Origin of the sequence: Sorangium sp. So ce1036, from assembly GCF_051369805.1 — a bacterium.
Lineage (GTDB): Bacteria > Myxococcota_A > Polyangia > Polyangiales > Polyangiaceae > Sorangium > Sorangium cellulosum_F.
Genome location: NZ_JBBMOX010000001.1, coordinates 3180738 through 3198786 on the forward strand (window position 1 = coordinate 3180738; position 18049 = coordinate 3198786).

Genomic DNA, 18049 nt, shown 5'->3' on the forward strand with positions numbered 1-18049 from the left:
TCGAGCTCACGCGCGGCCCGGGCGCCGAGCGCTGCCCCGATGCGCAGTTTCTGCGCGTGGAGACCGCCCGGCGCATGGGCTTCGACCCCTTCGACGCGGAGGCTCCGCTCACGGTGGCGGCGTCGATAAAGCAGGGGCAGGACGAGCTCATCGCGTCGATCTACCTCCGCGATCGCCGCGGCCTGGTGCTCTGGGCCGACGGCTACAGGACTCGCGCTGACTGCAAGACGCTGGTCTCGACGGTGGCCCTGTCGATCGCCGTGCAGCTCGACGACACGGGGGAGCGCCCGCCGCCGCAGGCAGCGCCGGCCGCGCAGGAAGAACCCACGACGCCGGCGGAGGCGCCGTGTCCCCCCCCGAGCGCCCGTGCGCGGGGCAGCCGGCGCCGCCGCCGGGCGAGGCGCCGCCCGCGCCGCCGAGCACAGCGCCGCCCGTGCGCCCGCCGAACAAGGTGCCGCCCGCGCGCGCGCTGCCCTCCGTGCGGGCGCCGCCCCCGAGCAGCGCGGGGCAGGCTGCGGCGGAGCGCCTCCGCTGGACCGTCGGCGCCGGCGCCACGATGGCGCTGGGGCTGACGCCCGGCGTTGCGGTGGGACCGGCGTTGTCGGTCGCGGGACGCTGGCCGGCAGGGTCGGTCGCGCTGGAGGTCCGCGGGCTCTCCTCGCTGTCGACCCAGGTGGGGCACGTGCGTGTGGCGACGTCGGCGCTCACCACGAACGCTGCGCTGTGCCTTCACCGGCCTGTTCTCTTTGCGTGCGGGGTCGGAGAGCTCGGCATGCGCCGTGCCGTGCCCGAAGCTCCAAGGAGTGTGGGATCGCAGCTCTATCTTCGTGCCGGAATCGGCGTGCGAGCGGGCGTCACGTGGCCGTTTTCAGAGAGCCTCTCCGGGTACGGGTATACCGAGGCGGTTCAGCGCTTGGTCGACTCGTCGCTCCTCCGCCGTGGAGGCATCACCGAATCAGAACGCCCGGTCTGGAGCGCTCCCGCGATCGGTGTTGCGTTCGGGATGGGTCTACAACTGAACCTGTGAGGGGAATCCGACGGCGAGGACATCTGCCGTCCCCGAAGGTGGGAAAGTATGAGAAAATTTTCTCGATCAACGGAATGTTCAGGCCTTGCGAGGCTCGCAGGCGGACACCCGCCTTGCGCTGAGTATCATCGTTCACGTAGGGTACCACGCATGCGCGTAACGAGTTTTGCCCTTGCTGGAGCGCTGTTGAGCGCTGGGTGCTCCACAGGCCCAATCTACATCGAGGGCCCATGTTCGGACGAAGAGCGCATCCACTTTCCGGAGTGGTGCGAGAAGTACGGCGGCGAGGGCGGGCAGGGCGGCGAGGGGGCGCCGGCGGCGAGGGCGGGCGGGGCGGCACCGGGGGCGAGGGCGGCGCCGGCGGTGAGGCGCACAGCGCGTTGTGCTCCGGCCAGTGCGTCCCCCCCGCGCCGCTCGGCTGGTCCGGCCCGGCGCTCCTCTGGTTCGGCCCGCTGGAGGCCACCCCCGATTGCCCCGCCGAGGCCCCAACGGCAAGTCGGCCGCGGTCGTGGCGGTGCAGCCGGGCGCGTGCGCCCCGCAGGGCGGCGAGCCCGCCGGCGAGCTCCAGCCGGCCGAGCCGTCCACGTTCTGCTGCATCGCCTGAGCTCGCCGGCGCCGCCGCGACCGCCAGCAGCGCGCCATGCCACGCACTTGCGGGTGTGGCGTGGCGGCCATGGGCTCCGAGACTCAATCTGTCGTCCTGCTCTCACATCTCCCTTCTCGGTATTTACCAAGCTCGTTCGTTCGCGCTCACGGCACGACGCCCAACCCCTGCCCCCCACCGGTCACCAACGTTCACCTTCATGTGGACGCCAACGTGGACGTCTCATCATCCGTCACATCTCGCTCAAATCATCGAAATGATTAGACTTTGCCCTTGGGCCAAATGCGAGGGATTCGCGAGGCTAGGCGGGATGTGATGAACGCTCAGACGTGGACGTTAACGTGGTCGTGGTCGTTGGGGACCGCTGGAGGGGAGGGGGAGAACGCGGAGAATCGGGAGCGTCGCGCCCTCGGCCGCCGAGAGCCGCCGCGAGGCGAAGCCGAGGCCCCCGAGGAACGCCGGCGACGCGTAGATCCCTGACTCCGCCGTCTCCGGCAGGCACGACGGGAGATCGAGCACGCTCCCGCCCACGACCGCGCCGTCCTCGGTGACCACCACCTCGCCGGCATGCAGGCAGAAACGGACGCCCACGCGATGGTCGCGCTCGCCCGGCGGGTCGAGCCGCTCGTGGAGCGACAGCGCGGCGGCGAGCGCGCGGCCGCGCGCCTCGTCGGCGGCGCGCGCGTCGCGCGGCCAGTCCGCCGAGAGCAGCGCGCTGGTGCTCGTGACCGCGAGCGGCGTGAACCCGGCCGCCGCGAGCTCCGTCATCGCCCGCGGGAGCACGGCCTCGAAATCGGCCAGGAACGCGTCGGTGGGGGCCTCGAGCGCGCGCGCCTCGGCGAAAACCTCGACGAGCAGCCCGAGCGCGAGCCGCCTCACGCGCCCCGCCTCGCCCGCGTCGGCGTGGGCGACCCGCGCCGTGGCGGCCCGGACGTCCGAGAGGAACGCGGTGACGTCCGGGTACCGCCCCGCGGGATCCTTGCTCATCGCCCGCACGACGATGTCGTCGAACGCCGGATCGACCGGCGCGTGCAGGCTCGGCCGGGGCGGCGCCTGGTGGAGGTGCAGGTGGCGCAGCACGGGGTACGCGCTCGCCGAGAACGGCATCGAGCCCGCGATCATCGTGTAGAGCAGCGCGCCGAGCGCGTAGACGTCCGTCCGCATGTCGACGGGCCGCTGCAGGAGCTGCTCGGGCGACATGAACGCCGGGGTCCCCACGACGTGCCGCGACGTGGTGAGCGACAGGTCCGTCGCGTCGAGCAGCTTCGCGATGCCGAAGTCGAGCAGCACGACCCGGAGCCCCGCCGCCCCCTCGCACAGGACGACGTTCGAGGGCTTCACGTCCCGGTGGACGATCCCGAGCGCGTGCGCCGCGGCGAGCGCGCCGCAAAGCGGCTCGAGGATCGCGAGCACCTCGTCGGCCGGGAGCCGGCCGCGCGCGCCCAGGTGCTGCTCGAGGCTCCTGCCCCGGAGCAGCTCCATCGCGAAGTAAGGCCGCCCGTCCTCGAGCCGGCCGACATCGAGGATCTCGACCACGTTCGGGTGCCGGATGCGCCCGATCGTGTCCACCTCGCGCTGGAAGCGGAGCACCACATCGGCGCGCGAGACGAGCTCCTCGTGCATCAGCTTCACCGCCGCCGGCGTCCCCTTCGTCGCGTGCACGGCGCGGTAGACGACGCCGAACCCGCCCTCGGCGATGACGTCGTGGAGCACGTACTCGCCGGCCCGCAGCGCCGCGCCGGCCAGGGCGCCGGCGTGCGCCGCGCCCCGATCGCCCGGATCGAGCGTGCTCAGCCCCCATGTCGGCGCCAAGCGCGCCGGCGGCTCGTCCCTCTCGGGCGGCTCCGCCGGCGGTACGGCGAGGGGCAGCGCATCGGGTCGGGATGGCTTGTCCATACGTGGCAGCCGCTGGCGCCGCGCATTACTGTACGCTCGAGCCGGCGTCCGACGCGACCCTCGGCTTCGCCAGATCGAGCCGGATCATGCACCGTTGCGCCGTATGTCACGGGCGGCTCATCCCGGGCGCGCCGTGCGCGCGCGACGGTTTCGTTCCGCCGCTTGCGCCGAGCCCGATCGCGCCGCCCGCGGCGCCGCGCATCGAGGGCTTCACGCTGGACGGCGTGCTCGGCCGCGGCGGCTTCGCCGACGTCTGGGCCGCAGAGCGCGACCAGGACGGGGCGCCGGCCGCGATCAAGGTGGCGCGGCTGGCGACGCCGGTCGTCCGCGAGCGGTTCCGGCGCGAGGCCGAGCTGCTCGAGCGCGTGGGCGCGCCGCACGTCGCGCGGCTGTACGGCCACGGCCAGCTCGCGGGGGGCGAACCGTTCGTCGCGATGGAGCGGCTCTCCGGCGCGACCCTGGCCGAGGAGCTCGCGGCGCAGCCCGGGCCGCTCGACGCCGCGCGCGCGGCCCTGCTCGCCGACGCCCTCCTCGCCGGGGTGGAGGCGGCGCACGCGCGCGGCGTCGTTCACCGCGACCTCAAGCCCGAGAACCTCTTCCTCCTCGGCGCGGGCGGCCGCGTCGCGCTGCTCGACCTCGGCCTGGCCAAGCGCCTCGGCGACGCGCGCGAGCCGCCCGCGCTCGTGGCCGCGACGCGCGCCGGCGATGTCCTGGGGACGCCGGAGTACATGGCGCCCGAGCAGCTCCGGGGCGACGCCGCGCGGATCGACGCGCGCGCGGATCTCTATGCGTTCGGCGTGATCCTGTTCGAGCTGCTCACGCTGCGGCCTCCGTTCGTCGGCGGCCGGGACGAGATCGAGCACGGCCACCTGGCGCTGCGCCCCCCGCGCCCGGGCCATTTCGCGGAGGTCCCCGAGGCGCTCGAGGAGCTCACGCTCGCCTGCCTCGCCAAGGACCCGGCCCGCCGCCCCGAGAGCGCCGCCGCGCTCCGGCGCGCCCTGCGCGCGCTCTGCGACGGGCGCGCCGCCGACTCCGTCCCTCCCTCGGCGCCACGGTCCACGCGGCGGAGCTCGAGCCCCGTGTCGGCCGCGGTCGCCGACGGGCGCCACCCGGTCGCGCTGCTCTTCGCGGAGGTCGGCGCGGGCGGCGGCGCGGTGATCGCGGCGGTCGGCCGCCGCCGCGGGTTCCTCGCGCGGCAGCGCGGGCAGCGCCACCTCGCCGTGTTCCCGGCGCGCGACGTCGACGATCCGGCCCGCGCCGCCCTCGCCGCGGCGCGCGAGCTCGCGCTCCCCGGCGGCGCGCGCGTGGCGCTGCACGTGGCCAGCGTGCGGCTGCGCCGGGCCGCCGGCGGGCTGCACGCCGCGTACGGCGCGCCGGTCGAGCGCCCCGAGACGTGGCTGCCGGCCGAGCCGTGGCGCGGCCTCGTCATGACCGACGATTTCCGGCGCGCGCTGCCCGACGACGAGGCCGCCCCCACGCCGCCGGACGACCCGGCGAGCCTCGCGGAGCCGCCGCTGCTCGGCCGCGGCGACGTGCTCTCGGCGCTCGCGGCGAGCGCGGCCGACGCCTTCGACGGGGCGTGTCCCGGCCTGCTCACGCTGCTCGGGGACGCCGGCCTCGGGAAGAGCCGCCTCGCGGCAGAGGCGGCCCGGGTGGCCGGCGCGGCGGCCCCGGACGCGCGGGTCGCGGCGGTGCGCGCGCTCCACCCGATCCACGGCGGCGCGGCGCAGGCGGTGCGCGCCCTCCTCCGGCTCGCGCTCGACGCGCCGCTCGACGCGTCCGGAGCGCGCCCCCCGGACCCGCGGGGCTTCTGCGTGGCGCGGCTCGGCGAGGCGCTCGGGGGCGCGACCTGGGAGGCCGTCGCGGCCGCGCTCGGCTGGGCGGACGCGGGGGGCGCGCGGGCGCCCGGGGGAGGCCGCCACGGCCTGATGCTCGCGCTCGCCGGGGCGCTCCGGGAGCGGGCGCGCCGCGGCCCCCTCGCCGTGATCCTCGACGACGCGGACCAGGCGGACGACATGCTGCTCGACGCCCTGGAGTACGCCACGCTCGACGGGGAGGGCGTGAAGCTCTGGGTGGTCGTGGCGGCGCGCCCTCGCCTCGCGCAGGCCCGCCCGCGCTGGGGCCGGCGCAACCAGCGCCACACCCGGGTGACGCTCGCGCCGCTCGCGGACGAGGCGGCGATGGAGCTCGCGTCGCGCCTGCTCCTGCCGGCGGAGTACCCGCCCGCGGAGACCCTCCGCCGCCTGGCCCGCTGGGCGGGCGGCAACCCGGACTGCCTGCGGCAGATCGTCCGCTCCCTCAAGCAGGCGGGGGTCGTGCGCCGGCGGGCCGGCGGCGGCCATTACGTCGCGACCGCGGAGGTCGAGGCGCTGCCGCCCTCGCCGGCGTGGCAGTGGCTCGCGGCGCGGCAGCTCGACGATCTGCCGCCGGAGCTCGCGGCGTGCGCGCGGGTCTGCTCGGCGCTCGGCATGTCGTTCGACCGCGCCGAGCTCGAGGCGGTGCTCGACGGCCTGGAGCGCGCGGGCGGCGCCGGCCCGCTGGTCGACGCGGGCTTCGGGCTCTCGGCGCTCGTCGAGCGGCGGATCCTGCAGCACGACCCGGGGGGCCGCGCGGACGACCGGCACGCGTTCCAGAACGCGGTCTTCCAGGAGGCCGTGTACGAGATGCTCGACCCGGCGCAGCGCGTGGAGATTCACCGGAGCGCCCTCGCGTACTGGCGGGCGCGGGCGGCGGCGGGCGGGGCTGAGGCGCTGCGCGCGCTCGCGCGCCACGCGGCGGCGTGCGGCGAGCGCGCCGAGTCGGCCGACGCCTACCTCGCCCTCGGGGATCTCGCGTCCGCGCGGCACCGCGCGGTGGAGGCGGACCAGCGCTACGACGCGGCGCTGCACGTCATCGAGCCGGGCGACGCGCGGCGGCGCGCGCGCGCGCTCGCCGGGCGCGGCAGGAGCCGGTACCGCATGTGCCGCGTGCGCGAGGCGCGCGCCGACTTCGGCGAGGCGCTCGCGCTGGCCGAGGCGCTCGGCGACGCGCCGGGGAGGGCGAGCCTCCTGCTCGAGGACGCGACCGCGCTCGACTGGGCGTTCGAGTTCGAGGAGTCGGCGCGCCGGGTGGACGAGGCGCGCCCGCTCGTGGAGGCGCAGGGCTCGCCCTGGCTCGCGCTGCGCCTCCGGGTCGCGGACGCGCGGACGCTGTGGCGGCTGGGGCGGCAGGAGGAATCGGTCGCGGAGCTCACCGCGTGCGCCCGGCGCGCCGCGGAGCTCGGGGACTACGACGCGCGCGTCCTCACCTTGAACATGCTGTCGTTCCAGCTGGCGTTCGCCGGGCGCCTCGAGGAGGCCGAGTCCACTTTCGGCGAGCTCATCGACCTGGTCACGGCGTCCGGCGACGCGTTTCACCTCTGCGCGGCCTACGTCAACCGCATCGCGCTGTGGATCTCGCGGTGGTCGCTGCCGGGCGCGGTCGACGACCTCCGCCGCGCCGTCGACCTGGCGCGCGAGATCGGCAATCCGTGGCTGGAGAAGATGGCCTCGTACAACGTCGCCGTGCTGCTCTACTGGAGCGACAGGCAGCGCGAGGCGTGCGCGCTGGCGCGGCGGGCCCGGTGGCTGGAGGAGCAGTCCTCGGAGCGGCCGATGGCCGAGACGGCGATCCTGCTCGCGTCGATCCTCCTGGAACTCGGCGAGCACGAGGAGGCGAGCCAGATCTTCGGCTGGGTCGAGCGGTCGTGCGCGCTCGGGCCGGCCGACACCGCCGATCACAGCCTGCTGAGCCTCGTGCTCTCCGAGCTCGGGGTCCGGCCCGCCCGCGCGCCGTCGCTCACCTGGGGCGAGGCCATCCAGCTCGCGGAGCAGCAGCGCTCGACGGAGAACACGCTGCGGCTCCTGTACTGGCGCGCCCGGACGGCGCTGCGCCGGGGACGCTGCGACGACGCCCGCGACGCGCTGGCCATGGCGCGCGCGCGTCGCGGGGAGTGTCCCATGTGGCTGTCCCGGTTCGAGGAGCTCGAGCGCGCGCTGGAGGATGTGCAGGGCGTCCCCGGCGCTGCAGGGCGCCACTCGGTCTGACGGGATCAAGGCGCTGCCCGTGTCGCGGTCGGGTGATGCCGTATGGATCCCTGCGTTTTGTGCGCAGGAGATCTACTCCGTTTCCGCATTGCGTGCCTTATCGTGAAATGAGAGAATTCCAGTGTCGCGGGAGGGGGTGAGTACCGGGTTGCTCTCGGTTCCACGCTCTCCCGGAGGAAGGACTCATGTCGATCCGATCCTTCGCTGGTGGGCTCCTCTTCATGGGTGCGTTGATGACGGGGTGCATCGGCCCGGACGATTCCGGGGGGCTCCCGGGCGAATCGCCGGCCGAGGGGGCCGCGGAGATGACGCTCGGAACGCGCATGATCGTGCCCATCGGGGCCAACGGGATGCGCCCCGCCGACTTCTGGGCTCCGGCCAACCGGGAGGCCTTCAAGGCGCTCGGCCGCGCCGCGCTGGCGGGCCGCCACGGCGAGCTGGTGAAGACGCCGCTGCTCGACACCGAGGGTGGGAGGAGCGTGCTCGATTACACGGTCCGCTGCGCGCTCTTGCCCGACCAGGTGGTCCATGCTCCGGACGGCGAGGCGTTTCACGGGGCCTTTGGCTTCGCGCCGGCGTGGGCCGAGCGCGACCTCGACGTATCGGAGCAGCGCTGGGTCTCGGCGTGCCTGTTTCAGCACATGAACGGCTCCGGCGAACATGTGGAGATCCTCCTCGAGGGCAGGCATCCCGCCCTCGCGTATTCCAGGGACGAGGCGCCCGCCGCGGACTTCCGCGTCCGAGACGCCACCATGTTCGGCAACGCGTTCGACGAAGGGGCCATCGTCGGATATGCCTGCATCGATCCCGATCTCGGAGGGACGTTGTCGTCGCTGTCCTCGAGCTGTCCGCTCGACCTCGCGCTCCTCGAGCCGAAGCGCCTCTGCGGCAAGGTGCAGCCGTGCGGCATCGCCTTTCTGGGGCTGTGCGACCTCTCGTGCGTGGAGGACACGAACGGAGACCAGACGTGCTACACGTTCCCGCCGCTGCTCGGGTCGCTGCTCGGGATCTGGGGGACCCGGTACCCGGAGACGATCCGGACCGAGGTCCGCGACGAGGATCTCCTGCCGCTCTATCCGGGGTGCGGCCTGCTCTGACCGTCACCGGCCGAGGGTGCGCTAGGTCCCGAGTCGCGCCTTCAGCCGCTCGATCGCCTCCGCGATGGCCTTGTCCTCGCGGAAGCAGCACGGGTCGTGCTTCCTCCTGCACCGCGCGCCGTGCAACACCTGGAGCTCGAAGAGCGTGCGCTCGTCGCCCTCGGCCGCGGCGCGCTCGAAGAGCGCCCGCTTGCCGCTGCACGTGGCCCGGCGGAAGTCGAACGCGATACGGAGCGCCGGGGTCGCGCGCGCCATCACCTCGGGCCGCGTCAGGATCTCGGTGGCCCGCCGGGCTGCCTTCGTGCCGCCGCGCGCGCGCACGAGGTCGAGGAGCACGTCGAGCCCGCCGGTGCCGAGCCCGTTCGTGAGCAGGTCGAACACCTCGTCGGCCGCCTCGTTGTCCTCCTCGAACCCGATCCCCGCCACCGTGGACAGGAGCTCCTCGCGCAGGCCCTTGCTCAGGAGCAGCTCGGGGTCGACCCGCGCGAGCTCGAGCACCGACCGCGCCCCGAGCATCCAGTTCCTCGTCGCCACCGCCCGGCTGAGCTGCGATCGCAGCCCCGCGGCGCCGCGGGGGTCGTCCTCGGCCGGCGCGCTCGCCGCGGCGGTCGCCGGCGGAGGCGCCGGCGGCGCCGGTGCAGCCACCGCGGAGGCGGCCGCGGGCGCCGCCTGGGTCGGCTCCGGACGCCGGAGGACGAGCCAGAGCGAGCCCCCGATGGCGACCGCCGCGATCGCGGCCACCGCCGCCACGATCGGGATCCAGCGCGTCGACGATGCGGGGCGGTGCGCATGCGCCAGCAAGGTCGCCCGGGGCCCCGACCAGGCGGGGCGCGGGGGAGGCCCGATGAGCCCGGGCGCGACGGGGGAGGTCGGCGCGCCCGGCACGGCCGGTGGGACCGGCACGGCCGGTGGGGCCGGCACGGCCGCCGGCATGGCCGATGGGGCCGGCACGGCCGCCGGCATGGCCGATGGGGCCGGCATGGCCGCCGACACGGCCGCCGGGGCCGCCATGGCCGGCGCGCGCGCGAGGGCCGCGAGGCCCTCATCGAGCGCCGCGATGACCTCGGTCGCCGACCGGTAACGGAGCCCCGGGTCGTGCTGCATGAGCCGCATCACGACCTGCTCGACCTCGGCGGGCACCACCAGGTCCGGCGCGCGCAGGCGGAGCGGGGGCGGATCCGCCGCGCCGTGCTGCTTGAGCCGCGCCACGACGCTCTTCGTGTCGAACGGGTGCTGTCCGGTGAGCATCTCGTAGAGCACGATCCCGAGCGCGTACAGGTCCGCGCGCGCGTCCACCGCGTCCATCCCGCGCAGCGCTTCCGGCGCGAGGTACGAGAGCGTGCCGAAGATCTCTCCGGCGCTGGTCAGGGCGGGGCGCGGTCCTGTCGTGTTCCGGCTCTGGCTGGACAGGAGATCGACATCGACCTTCGCGAGCCCGAAATCGATGAGCCTGACCTGATCCTGCGCGTCGAGCAGGACGTTCAGGGGCTTCACGTCCCGGTGCACGATGCCCTTCTCGTGCGCCGCCGAGAGCGCCGAGGCGAGCTGCCGCGCGACGCGGAGCGCCCGCGCGGGCGCGAGCCGCCCCGCGGCGATCACGTCCTTGAGCGGCGTGCCCTCGACGTACTCGAGCACGAGGAAGTACGACGCGTCGTCGAGCTGGCCGAAATCGATGGCCGCCACGACGTTGGGGTGCCGGATGTGCGCGCCCGCGATCGCCTCGCGCTCGAACCGCGCCACGAGCTCGGGCAGCCTCCGGGCGACGGGCCTGAGCAGCTTGATCGCCACCTGCTTGCGGAGGAGCACCTGCTCGCCGCGGTAGACGGCGCCCATCCCGCCCTCCCCGATGAGCTCGTGGATGCGGTAACGCCCGGAGATCAGGCTCCCGATCAGCGCGTCTCCCCCGGCGCCCCGCGCCGCGGCCGCCTCGACGTCCTCGACGAGCGCCGAGCTCGAGAGCTCCTCCATCGGCGGCGCGGCCGGCGCTCCCGTCGGCGGCGCGGCCGGCGCTCCCGTCGGCGGCGCGGCCGGCGCTCCGAGCCTCGGCACCGTGAGGTCCTCGACGACGGACGAGCCCTGAGGCCCTTCGGATCGCGGCGTCTCCGGCATGCCGGGGAGGATATCAGGTCGGCCGGCGCGCCGGGGACACGAGCGGCGCGCCGGGCGGGAGACGCCGGGAGAGGCGCTGGTCGCCGGCGGCGCGGCTCACAGGAGGAACGAGACCCCCAGCGAGAACGCCGGATACCCGAGCCGGAGCGTCAGCGTGACATTCTCGGTGAAGTGAAACCTCCCGCCGATGAACAGGACCGGCGAGACCCCGGGACGCGAGCGATAGCCCAGATCGCCGAGATAGAACGCGAGCCCCGGCTCGCCGAAGACAGACCACCGCCGGTGAAGCCAGAAGTTCCACTGCATCACGGCCTCGCCGAACACGTAGTTGGACGCGTCCCCGTACGTGTCGACCTCGGTGCAGATGCGCGTGCCCGCAGGCCCGCCCTCGAAGCGCGCGCAGTCGCCGCGGAAGTTGCCGTTCCCTCCGTAGTGGATGCCGTCGATGCCGAAGCCGATCCCGACCGAGTCGTTGATGCGCTTGATGAAGCCCTCGGGGACGATGTCGATGGTGGCGCGGAACCCGGCGCCCACGCCCGTGCCGACGCCGGGCCCGAGCGGCTCGAACGGCGCGATGAGGAGGTGCGGCTCGAGCTCCACCTTGTAATCGGGGCGATCGCCGGGGCGGCGGATCGTCATCTGCGCGGCCCCGATCTCTACCCACCCGATCGTCAGCGCAAGGAACGAGAGCGCCGCCGCTGCCAGCCGGCGCGGCGCGCGAAGCTGCGAAGTCAACGAAGTCAGCATGATCTCAGGCCTCCTCAGCATCCACCGCACGCGCGCATGCGGTCCGAGCACTCGGCCGCCCGGGAGCCGTCGGAGCACGTCACGTCGCAATCGTCCACGCTCTCGCAGTACACCTCGCACGAGCCCTGGCACTCGACCTCGCAGGTCGCCACGCTCCGGCAGCTCACGACGCTGCCCGGCCCGACGACGACGCCGCACCGGCTCGTGTCATGGCAGTCGAACCGGCAGTCGCGCTCGCAGATGGCGCCGCACGCCGCGGTGTGATGGCACTCGAGGTTGCAGTCGTCCCCGCAGGAGGCCGAGCACTCGTCGACGTCGAAGCACTCGAAGTCACACCCGTGCTCACATACGGCGCCGCATCGGTTCATGTGATGACAGCGCTGATCGCAGTTGTCACCGTTACAGCCGAGATAGCATTCGTCGCCGTCGAAGCACTCGCACGCGTCCCCCTCCACGCAGGCGTCGCTGGTCCAGCAGCTCGCCAGGCAGAGGCCGGCGAAGAGCGTGAGCAGTATCAAGGCATAGAAGCGCATGGCCGGGGCAGCATACCAGCTCCACGGGGGCTGTCACGGGATCCGTGGGGGCGCGGCGGCGGGCGGCGCGCGGCTCACCACCGAGTCCAGCGGGAGATTCGCCTCACGCGCGTGGAGCCCGCGCCGTCGACGGAGAGCCCGAGCCGCGCCGCGACGCTCTCCAGCAGGTGAGGCCCCCAGCCGCCGTCGTCGTACGGCGCGTTGAGGTCCGCGCCGAGGTTGTAGGTGCAGCAAGATGCGTAGTGCTGCGTGACGTCCTCGAGCTCCGCGGCGCAGTTCCCCGCGCCGTACGTGTCGCCGTCGAAGTCGGGCGACGACCACCCCGAGAAGAACTGGGTATAGAACACGTCGGCGTCCCCGGAGACGTGCGCGGGATCGAGGAGCTTCATGGTCTCCGCGTCGATGCCGCCCGCGGTCGCGCGCATGACCTCCTTGACGGTGCCCTCCAGATCCTCGATCTCATCGCGGTACTCCCGGCCGACGAGGTAGAGCGCGCCCTGGTAATGATTCTGGTGGGGCGCGGGCGCGCCCTTCGCGCCGAGCCGGTCGGCGTACGGGATGTTCCAGAAGGGGAGCGTCTCCCCGTCCTCGGAGCCGACGCTGCTATAGACGAGCGCCCACCCCCCGCCGTCCGTCTCCAGATCGCAGTAGACGGCGAGCTCGGGCTGCGGGCCGACCCCGTCCGGATCGAGCGCGTACACGCCGCTCGGCGCGCCGGAGGGGACGTCGGCGCACCGGGCGTAACGGCACCCCTCGTTGACCTCACCGTCGCAGTCCTCGTCCTCGGCGGTGTCACAGCGATCGGGCGCCGGCGACACCTCTCCCTCGCACGGGCCGTAGCCCGTCCCCTCCGCGTCGCAGGTCCTGACGCCGGCGCGGCAGGCTCCGCGGTTCAGCGTACCCGGCGGTCCGCCGTAACAGGCCTCCTGGTCGTCGGGCTCGCACGCGCGCCCGCCGCCGTCCCCGCCGGCGCTCGCGGAGGTGGCCCCGCCGCCCTCTCCGGCGCTCGCGGTGGTGGCCGCGCCGCCCTCTCCGGCGCTCGCGGTGATGGCCCCGCCGCCCGCGCCGTCTTGACCGAAGCTCCGCACCCTCGTCGAGCACGCCGGCATGGCGGCGAGCAGCGCGACGGCTGCGCAGCAGGCCCCTGCGATCGAACCTCTGCCGGACAGCATGCCATCCTCCATGGACATGGACGCGAGCGCGCGTGTCCGCGCGCCCTAGAGCCGCCCGGCGCGGTGCGCCGGCGGGCTGGGCGCGGCGGCGGCGGGGCCGGCCTGCAGCGCGAACGCGATGGCGCTCTGCAGGGTGCCCTTGGTCACGATCCCCGAGAGATCGAGCCCCAGCCCGACGAGCGTCTGGGCCACCGCCGGCCGGATGCCGGTCAGGACCGTCCTTGCGCCGAGCAGCAAGAGCGCCCTGGCCGTGTCGACGAGCGCGGCGGCGACCCTCGTGTCGATGTCCTTGAGCCCGGTCACGTCGAGGATGACCACATCGACCTGGGTGGACTGGACCCCCTCGAGCGCCACCGACATCACCTGGCTGATCCGCTCCGGGTCCATCTGGCCCACGAGCGGCATGACGACGATGCGGTCGGTGATGGGGATGAGCGGAGTCGACATCGCCTGCATCGTGTCGCGGAGCCGCGCGAGCGTCCGCTCGAGCTCCCCGAGCAGCTCCTTGTAGGAGGTGACATCGTGGGCGGTGCCGTAGACGAGGCGGGCCGACCCGTCCACGTCTGCATCCATGTACGCGGTCCAGGCGAGCCACCTGTAGGAGCCGTCCTTGCACGCGTAGCGGTTGTCGAACCGGATGACCGTCTTGCCCTGGAACAGGGCGGCGGCCTCCGCGAGCGTGCTCTCGCGGTCGTCGGGGTGGACGAACTCGATGAACGGCCTCGAGGTGAGCTCCGCGGGAGACCAGCCGAGGAGCCGCTCCCACGAGGGGTTCGCGTGCCGGAAATACCCGTTCATGTCCAGGGTCACGAGCAGGCCCACCGAGACCCGGAACAGGGTCTCGTAGACCCTCGCCTGCTGGATCGTCTGCGCGAGCTGCGAGAGGCGCTCTCGGTCGGCCGTCACGTCGAGCGCCGTGGCGTAGATCAGGCGCTCCGGGGCGGGCTCGCTCATGTCCACCTCGGCGCTCCAGCCGAGCCACCTGTACGACCCGTCCTTGCACAGATAGCGGTTGTCGAACCGGTCGGTCGCGCGGCCCTTGAAGAGCTCGGCGGTCTGCGCGAGCGTGGCCTGCCGGTCGCCCGGGTGGACGAACTCGATGAACGGCCTGGACCTGAGCTCGTCGAGGGTCCACCCGAGGGTCCGCTCCCAGGCCGGGTTCAGGTGCTGGAAGCGGCCGCTCGCGTCCGCCGTCGCCAGGAGCCCCGCCGAGACCTGGAACAGCTTTTCGTGGCTCAAGACCATCTCCTCCCCGGAGCGGGCTCGACGCGCCGCACCACCCTGTCCCGCAGACCGAGGTGCCCCGCCCGCGCGCCGCCAGGCGCGAGCGAGCCAGGTTCCGCTCCAAAGCGAGGTCGCTCCATCGATGTGTCTCAGCCTGCTTGTCTCCGAGATCGCGTTTGAAGTCAAGGGGATCGGGCGCCGCCGGGGCGGAGCGGCCGGGCCGGGTGCGCCTCTGCCGCTGACTTCCTCCCAATGTCGGTGTTCGAGGTTGCCTGCCCACGGTGGGGCGGGTAGGGTCGGCGCCCGGAGGAGTGGATCATGACCGTCTCTGCGATCTTCGACCCGGCGCGCTGGCGTGAGGTCGACGGGTTCTCGTTCGAGGACCTCACCTATCACCGCGCCGTGGATCAGGGCACCGTGCGCATCGCGTTCAACCGGCCTGAGGTGCGCAACGCATTTCGTCCGAGGACCGTGGATGAGCTCTACACGGCGCTCGAGCACGCGCGCACGACCGCCGACGTCGGCTGCGTGCTCATCACCGGGAACGGGCCCTCTCCGAAGGACGGGGGCTGGGCGTTCTGCTCCGGCGGCGACCAGCGCATCCGCGGCAAGGACGGTTACAAGTACGAAGGGGAGAGCGCGGGGCAGGTCGACGCGGCGCGGCTCGGCCGGCTCCACATCCTGGAGGTGCAGCGGCTCATCCGGTTCATGCCCAAGGTGGTCATCGCCGTGGTGCCCGGCTGGGCGGCGGGCGGCGGCCATAGCCTCCACGTGGTCTGCGACCTGACGCTGGCGAGCCGCGAGCACGCGATGTTCAAGCAGACGGACCCGGACGTGGCGAGCTTCGACAGCGGGTATGGCTCCGCGCTGCTCGCGCGCCAGGTCGGGCAGAAGAAGGCGCGGGAGATCTTCTTTCTGGGGCTGGACTACACGGCAGAGCAGGCGGCGGCCATGGGGATGGTCAACGCCGTGGTCCCGCACGCCGAGCTCGAGGCGGAGGCGCTCCGGTGGGGCGCGATCATCAACTCGAAGAGCCCGACGGCGATGCGGATGCTGAAGTACGGGTTCAACCTGCCTGACGAGGGGCTCGTCGGACAGCAGCTCTTCGCGGGAGAGGCCACGCGGCTCGCCTACGGCACGGAGGAGGCGAGAGAGGGGCGAGACGCCTTCCTGGAGAAGCGCCGCCCGGATTTCACGCGTTTCCCCTGGCACTACTGACGTCGACGCGTCGCGTGCCCCACCGCCTTGTCAGGGCGTGGAGAGTCCTGCTCCACGCTTGACATCCCCATCGACTTTATCAAAGGTAGCCCTGCCGCAGGGGGTCGTGCGCATCGTTTCTGTCGCACGACGGTCAACTTCATCTGGAGATGCTCATCATGCGTTGTGCTTCGAGGTCCGCTGGTTGGAAGCGTTCATGGCTCTCTCTGGGGGGCTCGCTCCTCCTCTTGCTCGTGGGGGGGCTCACCGCCGTGGGCTGCGGTGATGACGACCCGTCGAGCACCGGCACGGGGGGGGCGGGCGCGTCGGGCGGCGCCGGCGGCGAGGGCGGCGAGGGCCAGGGCGGCGCCGGCGGTGAAGGCGGCGAGGGCGGCGCCGGCGAGGGCGGCGGGGAGCCGGTCGAGACGGTCGAGCCGTCCGGTGACGAGCTGATCCGCGCGAACCAGGTCGGTTATCTGCCGAACGCCGCCAAGGTCGCCACGGTCGTCGCGGCCTCGGACAAGCCGCACCCGTGGGAGCTCGTCGACGCCGGCGGCGCGGTGGTGGCGAGCGGCGCGACCGAGGTCGTGGGGGCGGACGCGAGCTCCGGCGAGCACGTGCACATCATCGACTTCAGCGAGTTCACCACGGCGGGTGAGGGCTACACGCTGCGCGTCGGGGAGAAGGCCAGCCACCCGTTCGACGTGAGCCCGTCGATCTACGCGCAGATGAAGTACGACGCGCTCGCGTACTTCTATCACAACCGCTCCGGCATCGAGATCGAGGAGGAGTACGTCGGCGCGGCGCACGCGCGCCCGGCGGGGCACCTGCCGGACGAGGCGCCTTGCGGGGACGACCTCGACTGCGACTACACGCTCGACGTCACCGGCGGGTGGTACGACGCCGGCGATCACGGCAAGTACGTGGTGAACGGCGGTATCTCCGCCTGGACGCTGCTGAACCAGTACGAGCGCGCCGTCGCGCTCGGGAAGAACGCGGAGGACTTCGCCGACGGGAAGATGAAGATCCCGGAGGCTGGCAACGGCATCCCCGATATCCTCGACGAGGCCCGCTGGGAGGTCGAGTTCCTCCTCAAGATGCAGGTCCCGGAAGGGGAGATCCACGCGGGCATGGCGCACCACAAGATCCATGATCTGGAGTGGACCGGCCTGCCGCTGCCGCCGCACGAGGATCCGCAGCCGCGCTTCCTGCGCCCGGTCAGCACGGCGGCGACGCTCAACCTGGCCGCCACCGCGGCCCAGGCCGCGCGCATCTTCCGCGACCTCGACCCCGCGTTCTCCGCGACCTGCCTCGAGGCGGCGGAGCGGGCGTGGGCGGCGGCCAAGGAGAACCCGGAGGTCATCCCGAACGAGGGCGCGGTGCAGGGCGGAGGCGCCTACGGCGACAACGAGCTCAGCGACGAGTTCTACTGGGCGGCCGCGGAGCTCCTCATCACCACCGGCGACAGCGCCTATCGCGACGAGCTCGCCGCCTCGCCGTACAGCGAGGAGCTCCTCGGCGCGACCGGCTCGTTCAGCGCCATGACGTGGGGGCAGGTCGACGGGCTGGGCGCCATCTCGCTGGCCGTGGTCCCGGCCGAGGCCACCGCGACCGAGCGCGAGGCGGCCCGGACCAAGCTGGTCGCCATCGCCGACAAGTACCTCGAGGTGATGAACGCCGAGGGGTACCGCGTCCCGTTCCTGGCCGACGAGAACGGGTATCCCTGGGGCTCCAACTCGTTCGTGCTCAACAACATGATCGTCCTGGCGCTGGCGCACGACTTCACCGGGGAGCAGAAGTACTTCGACGGGGTCGCGTCGGGCGCGGATTACCTGCTCGGGCGCAACGCGATGGACAAGTGCTATGTCTCCGGCTACGGCGAGGTCCCGCTGGAGAACCCGCATCATCGCTTCTGGGCTGCCCAGCTCGACCCGGACTACCCGGCACCGCCTCCGGGCGCGGTCTCCGGCGGGCCGAACACCGCGCGGCAGGATCCGATCGCCATGGAGCAGATCGATCCGGAGTGCGCGCCGCAGAAGTGCTACATCGACCATATCGAGGCGTGGTCGGTCAACGAGATCACCATCAACTGGAACGGCCCGTTCGCGTGGACCGTGGCCTGGCTCGACGAGAAGGGCGCCCAGGCCGGGTCGCAGTGACCTGAAGGGCCGTGCGGCCTCTGGACCGCACGGCCCGCCTGCCGCGGCGCGCCGCGCCGCGCGCGGGAGGGGAGGGAGGACCAGGCGCGGCCGGATTTGCCGGTGTAGCCGGGCCTACCAAGAGCAGCCGGCATCACCGGTGTAGCCGGGGCCACCGGAGCGGCCGAGCTCCGGCGGCGCCGCGCCGATCCCGCGCGACAACCGCCCAGGTCCTCTGCTA

The 18049-nt window shown here is 73.3% G+C and carries 12 protein-coding genes; 6 read left to right on the forward strand and 6 right to left on the reverse strand.

Features of this window, described 5'->3' with window-relative positions; all coding sequences use genetic code 11:
• The first annotated feature begins 433 nt into the window (after positions 1-433).
• Complete coding sequence (locus WMF31_RS12250; protein WP_436602114.1) at positions 434-1027, forward strand: hypothetical protein; 594 nt, start codon at positions 434-436, stop codon at positions 1025-1027.
• Positions 1028-1496: 469 nt separating this feature from the next.
• Entirely contained in the window at positions 1497-1631 is a 135-nt protein-coding gene (locus tag WMF31_RS12255) for a hypothetical protein (RefSeq protein WP_436602115.1), read from the forward strand.
• 336 nt (positions 1632-1967) lie between these two features.
• On the opposite strand, the gene WMF31_RS12260 is transcribed toward WMF31_RS12255, so the two are convergent.
• Positions 1968-3443, reverse strand: a complete 1476-nt coding sequence (locus WMF31_RS12260; RefSeq protein ID WP_436602116.1) for a serine/threonine-protein kinase — start codon at positions 3441-3443, stop codon at positions 1968-1970.
• A gap of 170 nt (positions 3444-3613) precedes the next feature.
• Here WMF31_RS12260 and WMF31_RS12265 point away from each other — a divergent pair, with 170 nt between their 5' ends.
• Positions 3614-7591: a serine/threonine-protein kinase gene (locus WMF31_RS12265; RefSeq protein ID WP_436602117.1), complete on the forward strand. Its 3978-nt coding sequence runs from the start codon at positions 3614-3616 to the stop codon at positions 7589-7591.
• Between the two features lie 185 nt (positions 7592-7776).
• On the forward strand, positions 7777-8688 hold the full coding sequence (locus WMF31_RS12270; RefSeq protein WP_436602118.1) for a hypothetical protein: 912 nt from the start codon (positions 7777-7779) through the stop codon (positions 8686-8688).
• Positions 8689-8709: 21 nt separating this feature from the next.
• Here WMF31_RS12270 and WMF31_RS12275 read toward each other — a convergent pair whose 3' ends face one another.
• The 5 genes from WMF31_RS12275 to WMF31_RS12295 form a co-directional block, all read right to left on the reverse strand.
• Positions 8710-10797, reverse strand: coding sequence for a protein kinase domain-containing protein (locus WMF31_RS12275; protein WP_436602119.1), 2088 nt, complete (start codon positions 10795-10797; stop codon positions 8710-8712).
• Positions 10798-10893: 96 nt separating this feature from the next.
• Positions 10894-11544, reverse strand: coding sequence for a hypothetical protein (locus tag WMF31_RS12280; RefSeq protein ID WP_436602120.1), 651 nt, complete (start codon positions 11542-11544; stop codon positions 10894-10896).
• A gap of 14 nt (positions 11545-11558) precedes the next feature.
• On the reverse strand, positions 11559-12077 hold the full coding sequence (locus WMF31_RS12285) for a hypothetical protein (RefSeq protein ID WP_436602121.1): 519 nt from the start codon (positions 12075-12077) through the stop codon (positions 11559-11561).
• Positions 12078-12151: 74 nt separating this feature from the next.
• Complete coding sequence (locus WMF31_RS12290; RefSeq protein WP_436602122.1) at positions 12152-13249, reverse strand: fibrinogen-like YCDxxxxGGGW domain-containing protein; 1098 nt, start codon at positions 13247-13249, stop codon at positions 12152-12154.
• Between the two features lie 45 nt (positions 13250-13294).
• On the reverse strand, positions 13295-14494 hold the full coding sequence (locus WMF31_RS12295; protein WP_436602123.1) for a PAS domain S-box protein: 1200 nt from the start codon (positions 14492-14494) through the stop codon (positions 13295-13297).
• A 297-nt stretch (positions 14495-14791) separates the two neighbouring features.
• Between WMF31_RS12295 and WMF31_RS12300 the strand changes: the two genes are divergently transcribed.
• Together WMF31_RS12300 and WMF31_RS12305 are read left to right on the forward strand one after the other, a co-directional pair.
• Complete coding sequence (locus WMF31_RS12300; protein ID WP_129350464.1) at positions 14792-15691, forward strand: 1,4-dihydroxy-2-naphthoyl-CoA synthase; 900 nt, start codon at positions 14792-14794, stop codon at positions 15689-15691.
• Positions 15692-15849: 158 nt separating this feature from the next.
• Positions 15850-17829, forward strand: a complete 1980-nt coding sequence (locus tag WMF31_RS12305; protein ID WP_436602124.1) for a glycoside hydrolase family 9 protein — start codon at positions 15850-15852, stop codon at positions 17827-17829.
• Positions 17830-18049 lie beyond the last annotated feature (220 nt).

What these genes read in the sequence shown, in the direction of transcription:
- WMF31_RS12300 (WP_129350464.1), top strand. Translation starts at nt 14,792, where the DNA reads ATGACCGTCTCTGCGATCTTCGACCCGGCGCGCTGGCGTGAGGTCGAC.
- WMF31_RS12280 (WP_436602120.1), bottom strand. Translation starts at nt 11,544, where the DNA reads ATGCTGACTTCGTTGACTTCGCAGCTTCGCGCGCCGCGCCGGCTGGCA.
- WMF31_RS12285 (WP_436602121.1), bottom strand. Translation starts at nt 12,077, where the DNA reads ATGCGCTTCTATGCCTTGATACTGCTCACGCTCTTCGCCGGCCTCTGC.
- WMF31_RS12275 (WP_436602119.1), bottom strand. Translation starts at nt 10,797, where the DNA reads ATGCCGGAGACGCCGCGATCCGAAGGGCCTCAGGGCTCGTCCGTCGTC.
- WMF31_RS12305 (WP_436602124.1), top strand. Translation starts at nt 15,850, where the DNA reads ATGCGTTGTGCTTCGAGGTCCGCTGGTTGGAAGCGTTCATGGCTCTCT.
- WMF31_RS12265 (WP_436602117.1), top strand. Translation starts at nt 3,614, where the DNA reads ATGCACCGTTGCGCCGTATGTCACGGGCGGCTCATCCCGGGCGCGCCG.
- WMF31_RS12290 (WP_436602122.1), bottom strand. Translation starts at nt 13,249, where the DNA reads ATGCTGTCCGGCAGAGGTTCGATCGCAGGGGCCTGCTGCGCAGCCGTC.
- WMF31_RS12270 (WP_436602118.1), top strand. Translation starts at nt 7,777, where the DNA reads ATGTCGATCCGATCCTTCGCTGGTGGGCTCCTCTTCATGGGTGCGTTG.
- WMF31_RS12295 (WP_436602123.1), bottom strand. Translation starts at nt 14,494, where the DNA reads ATGGTCTTGAGCCACGAAAAGCTGTTCCAGGTCTCGGCGGGGCTCCTG.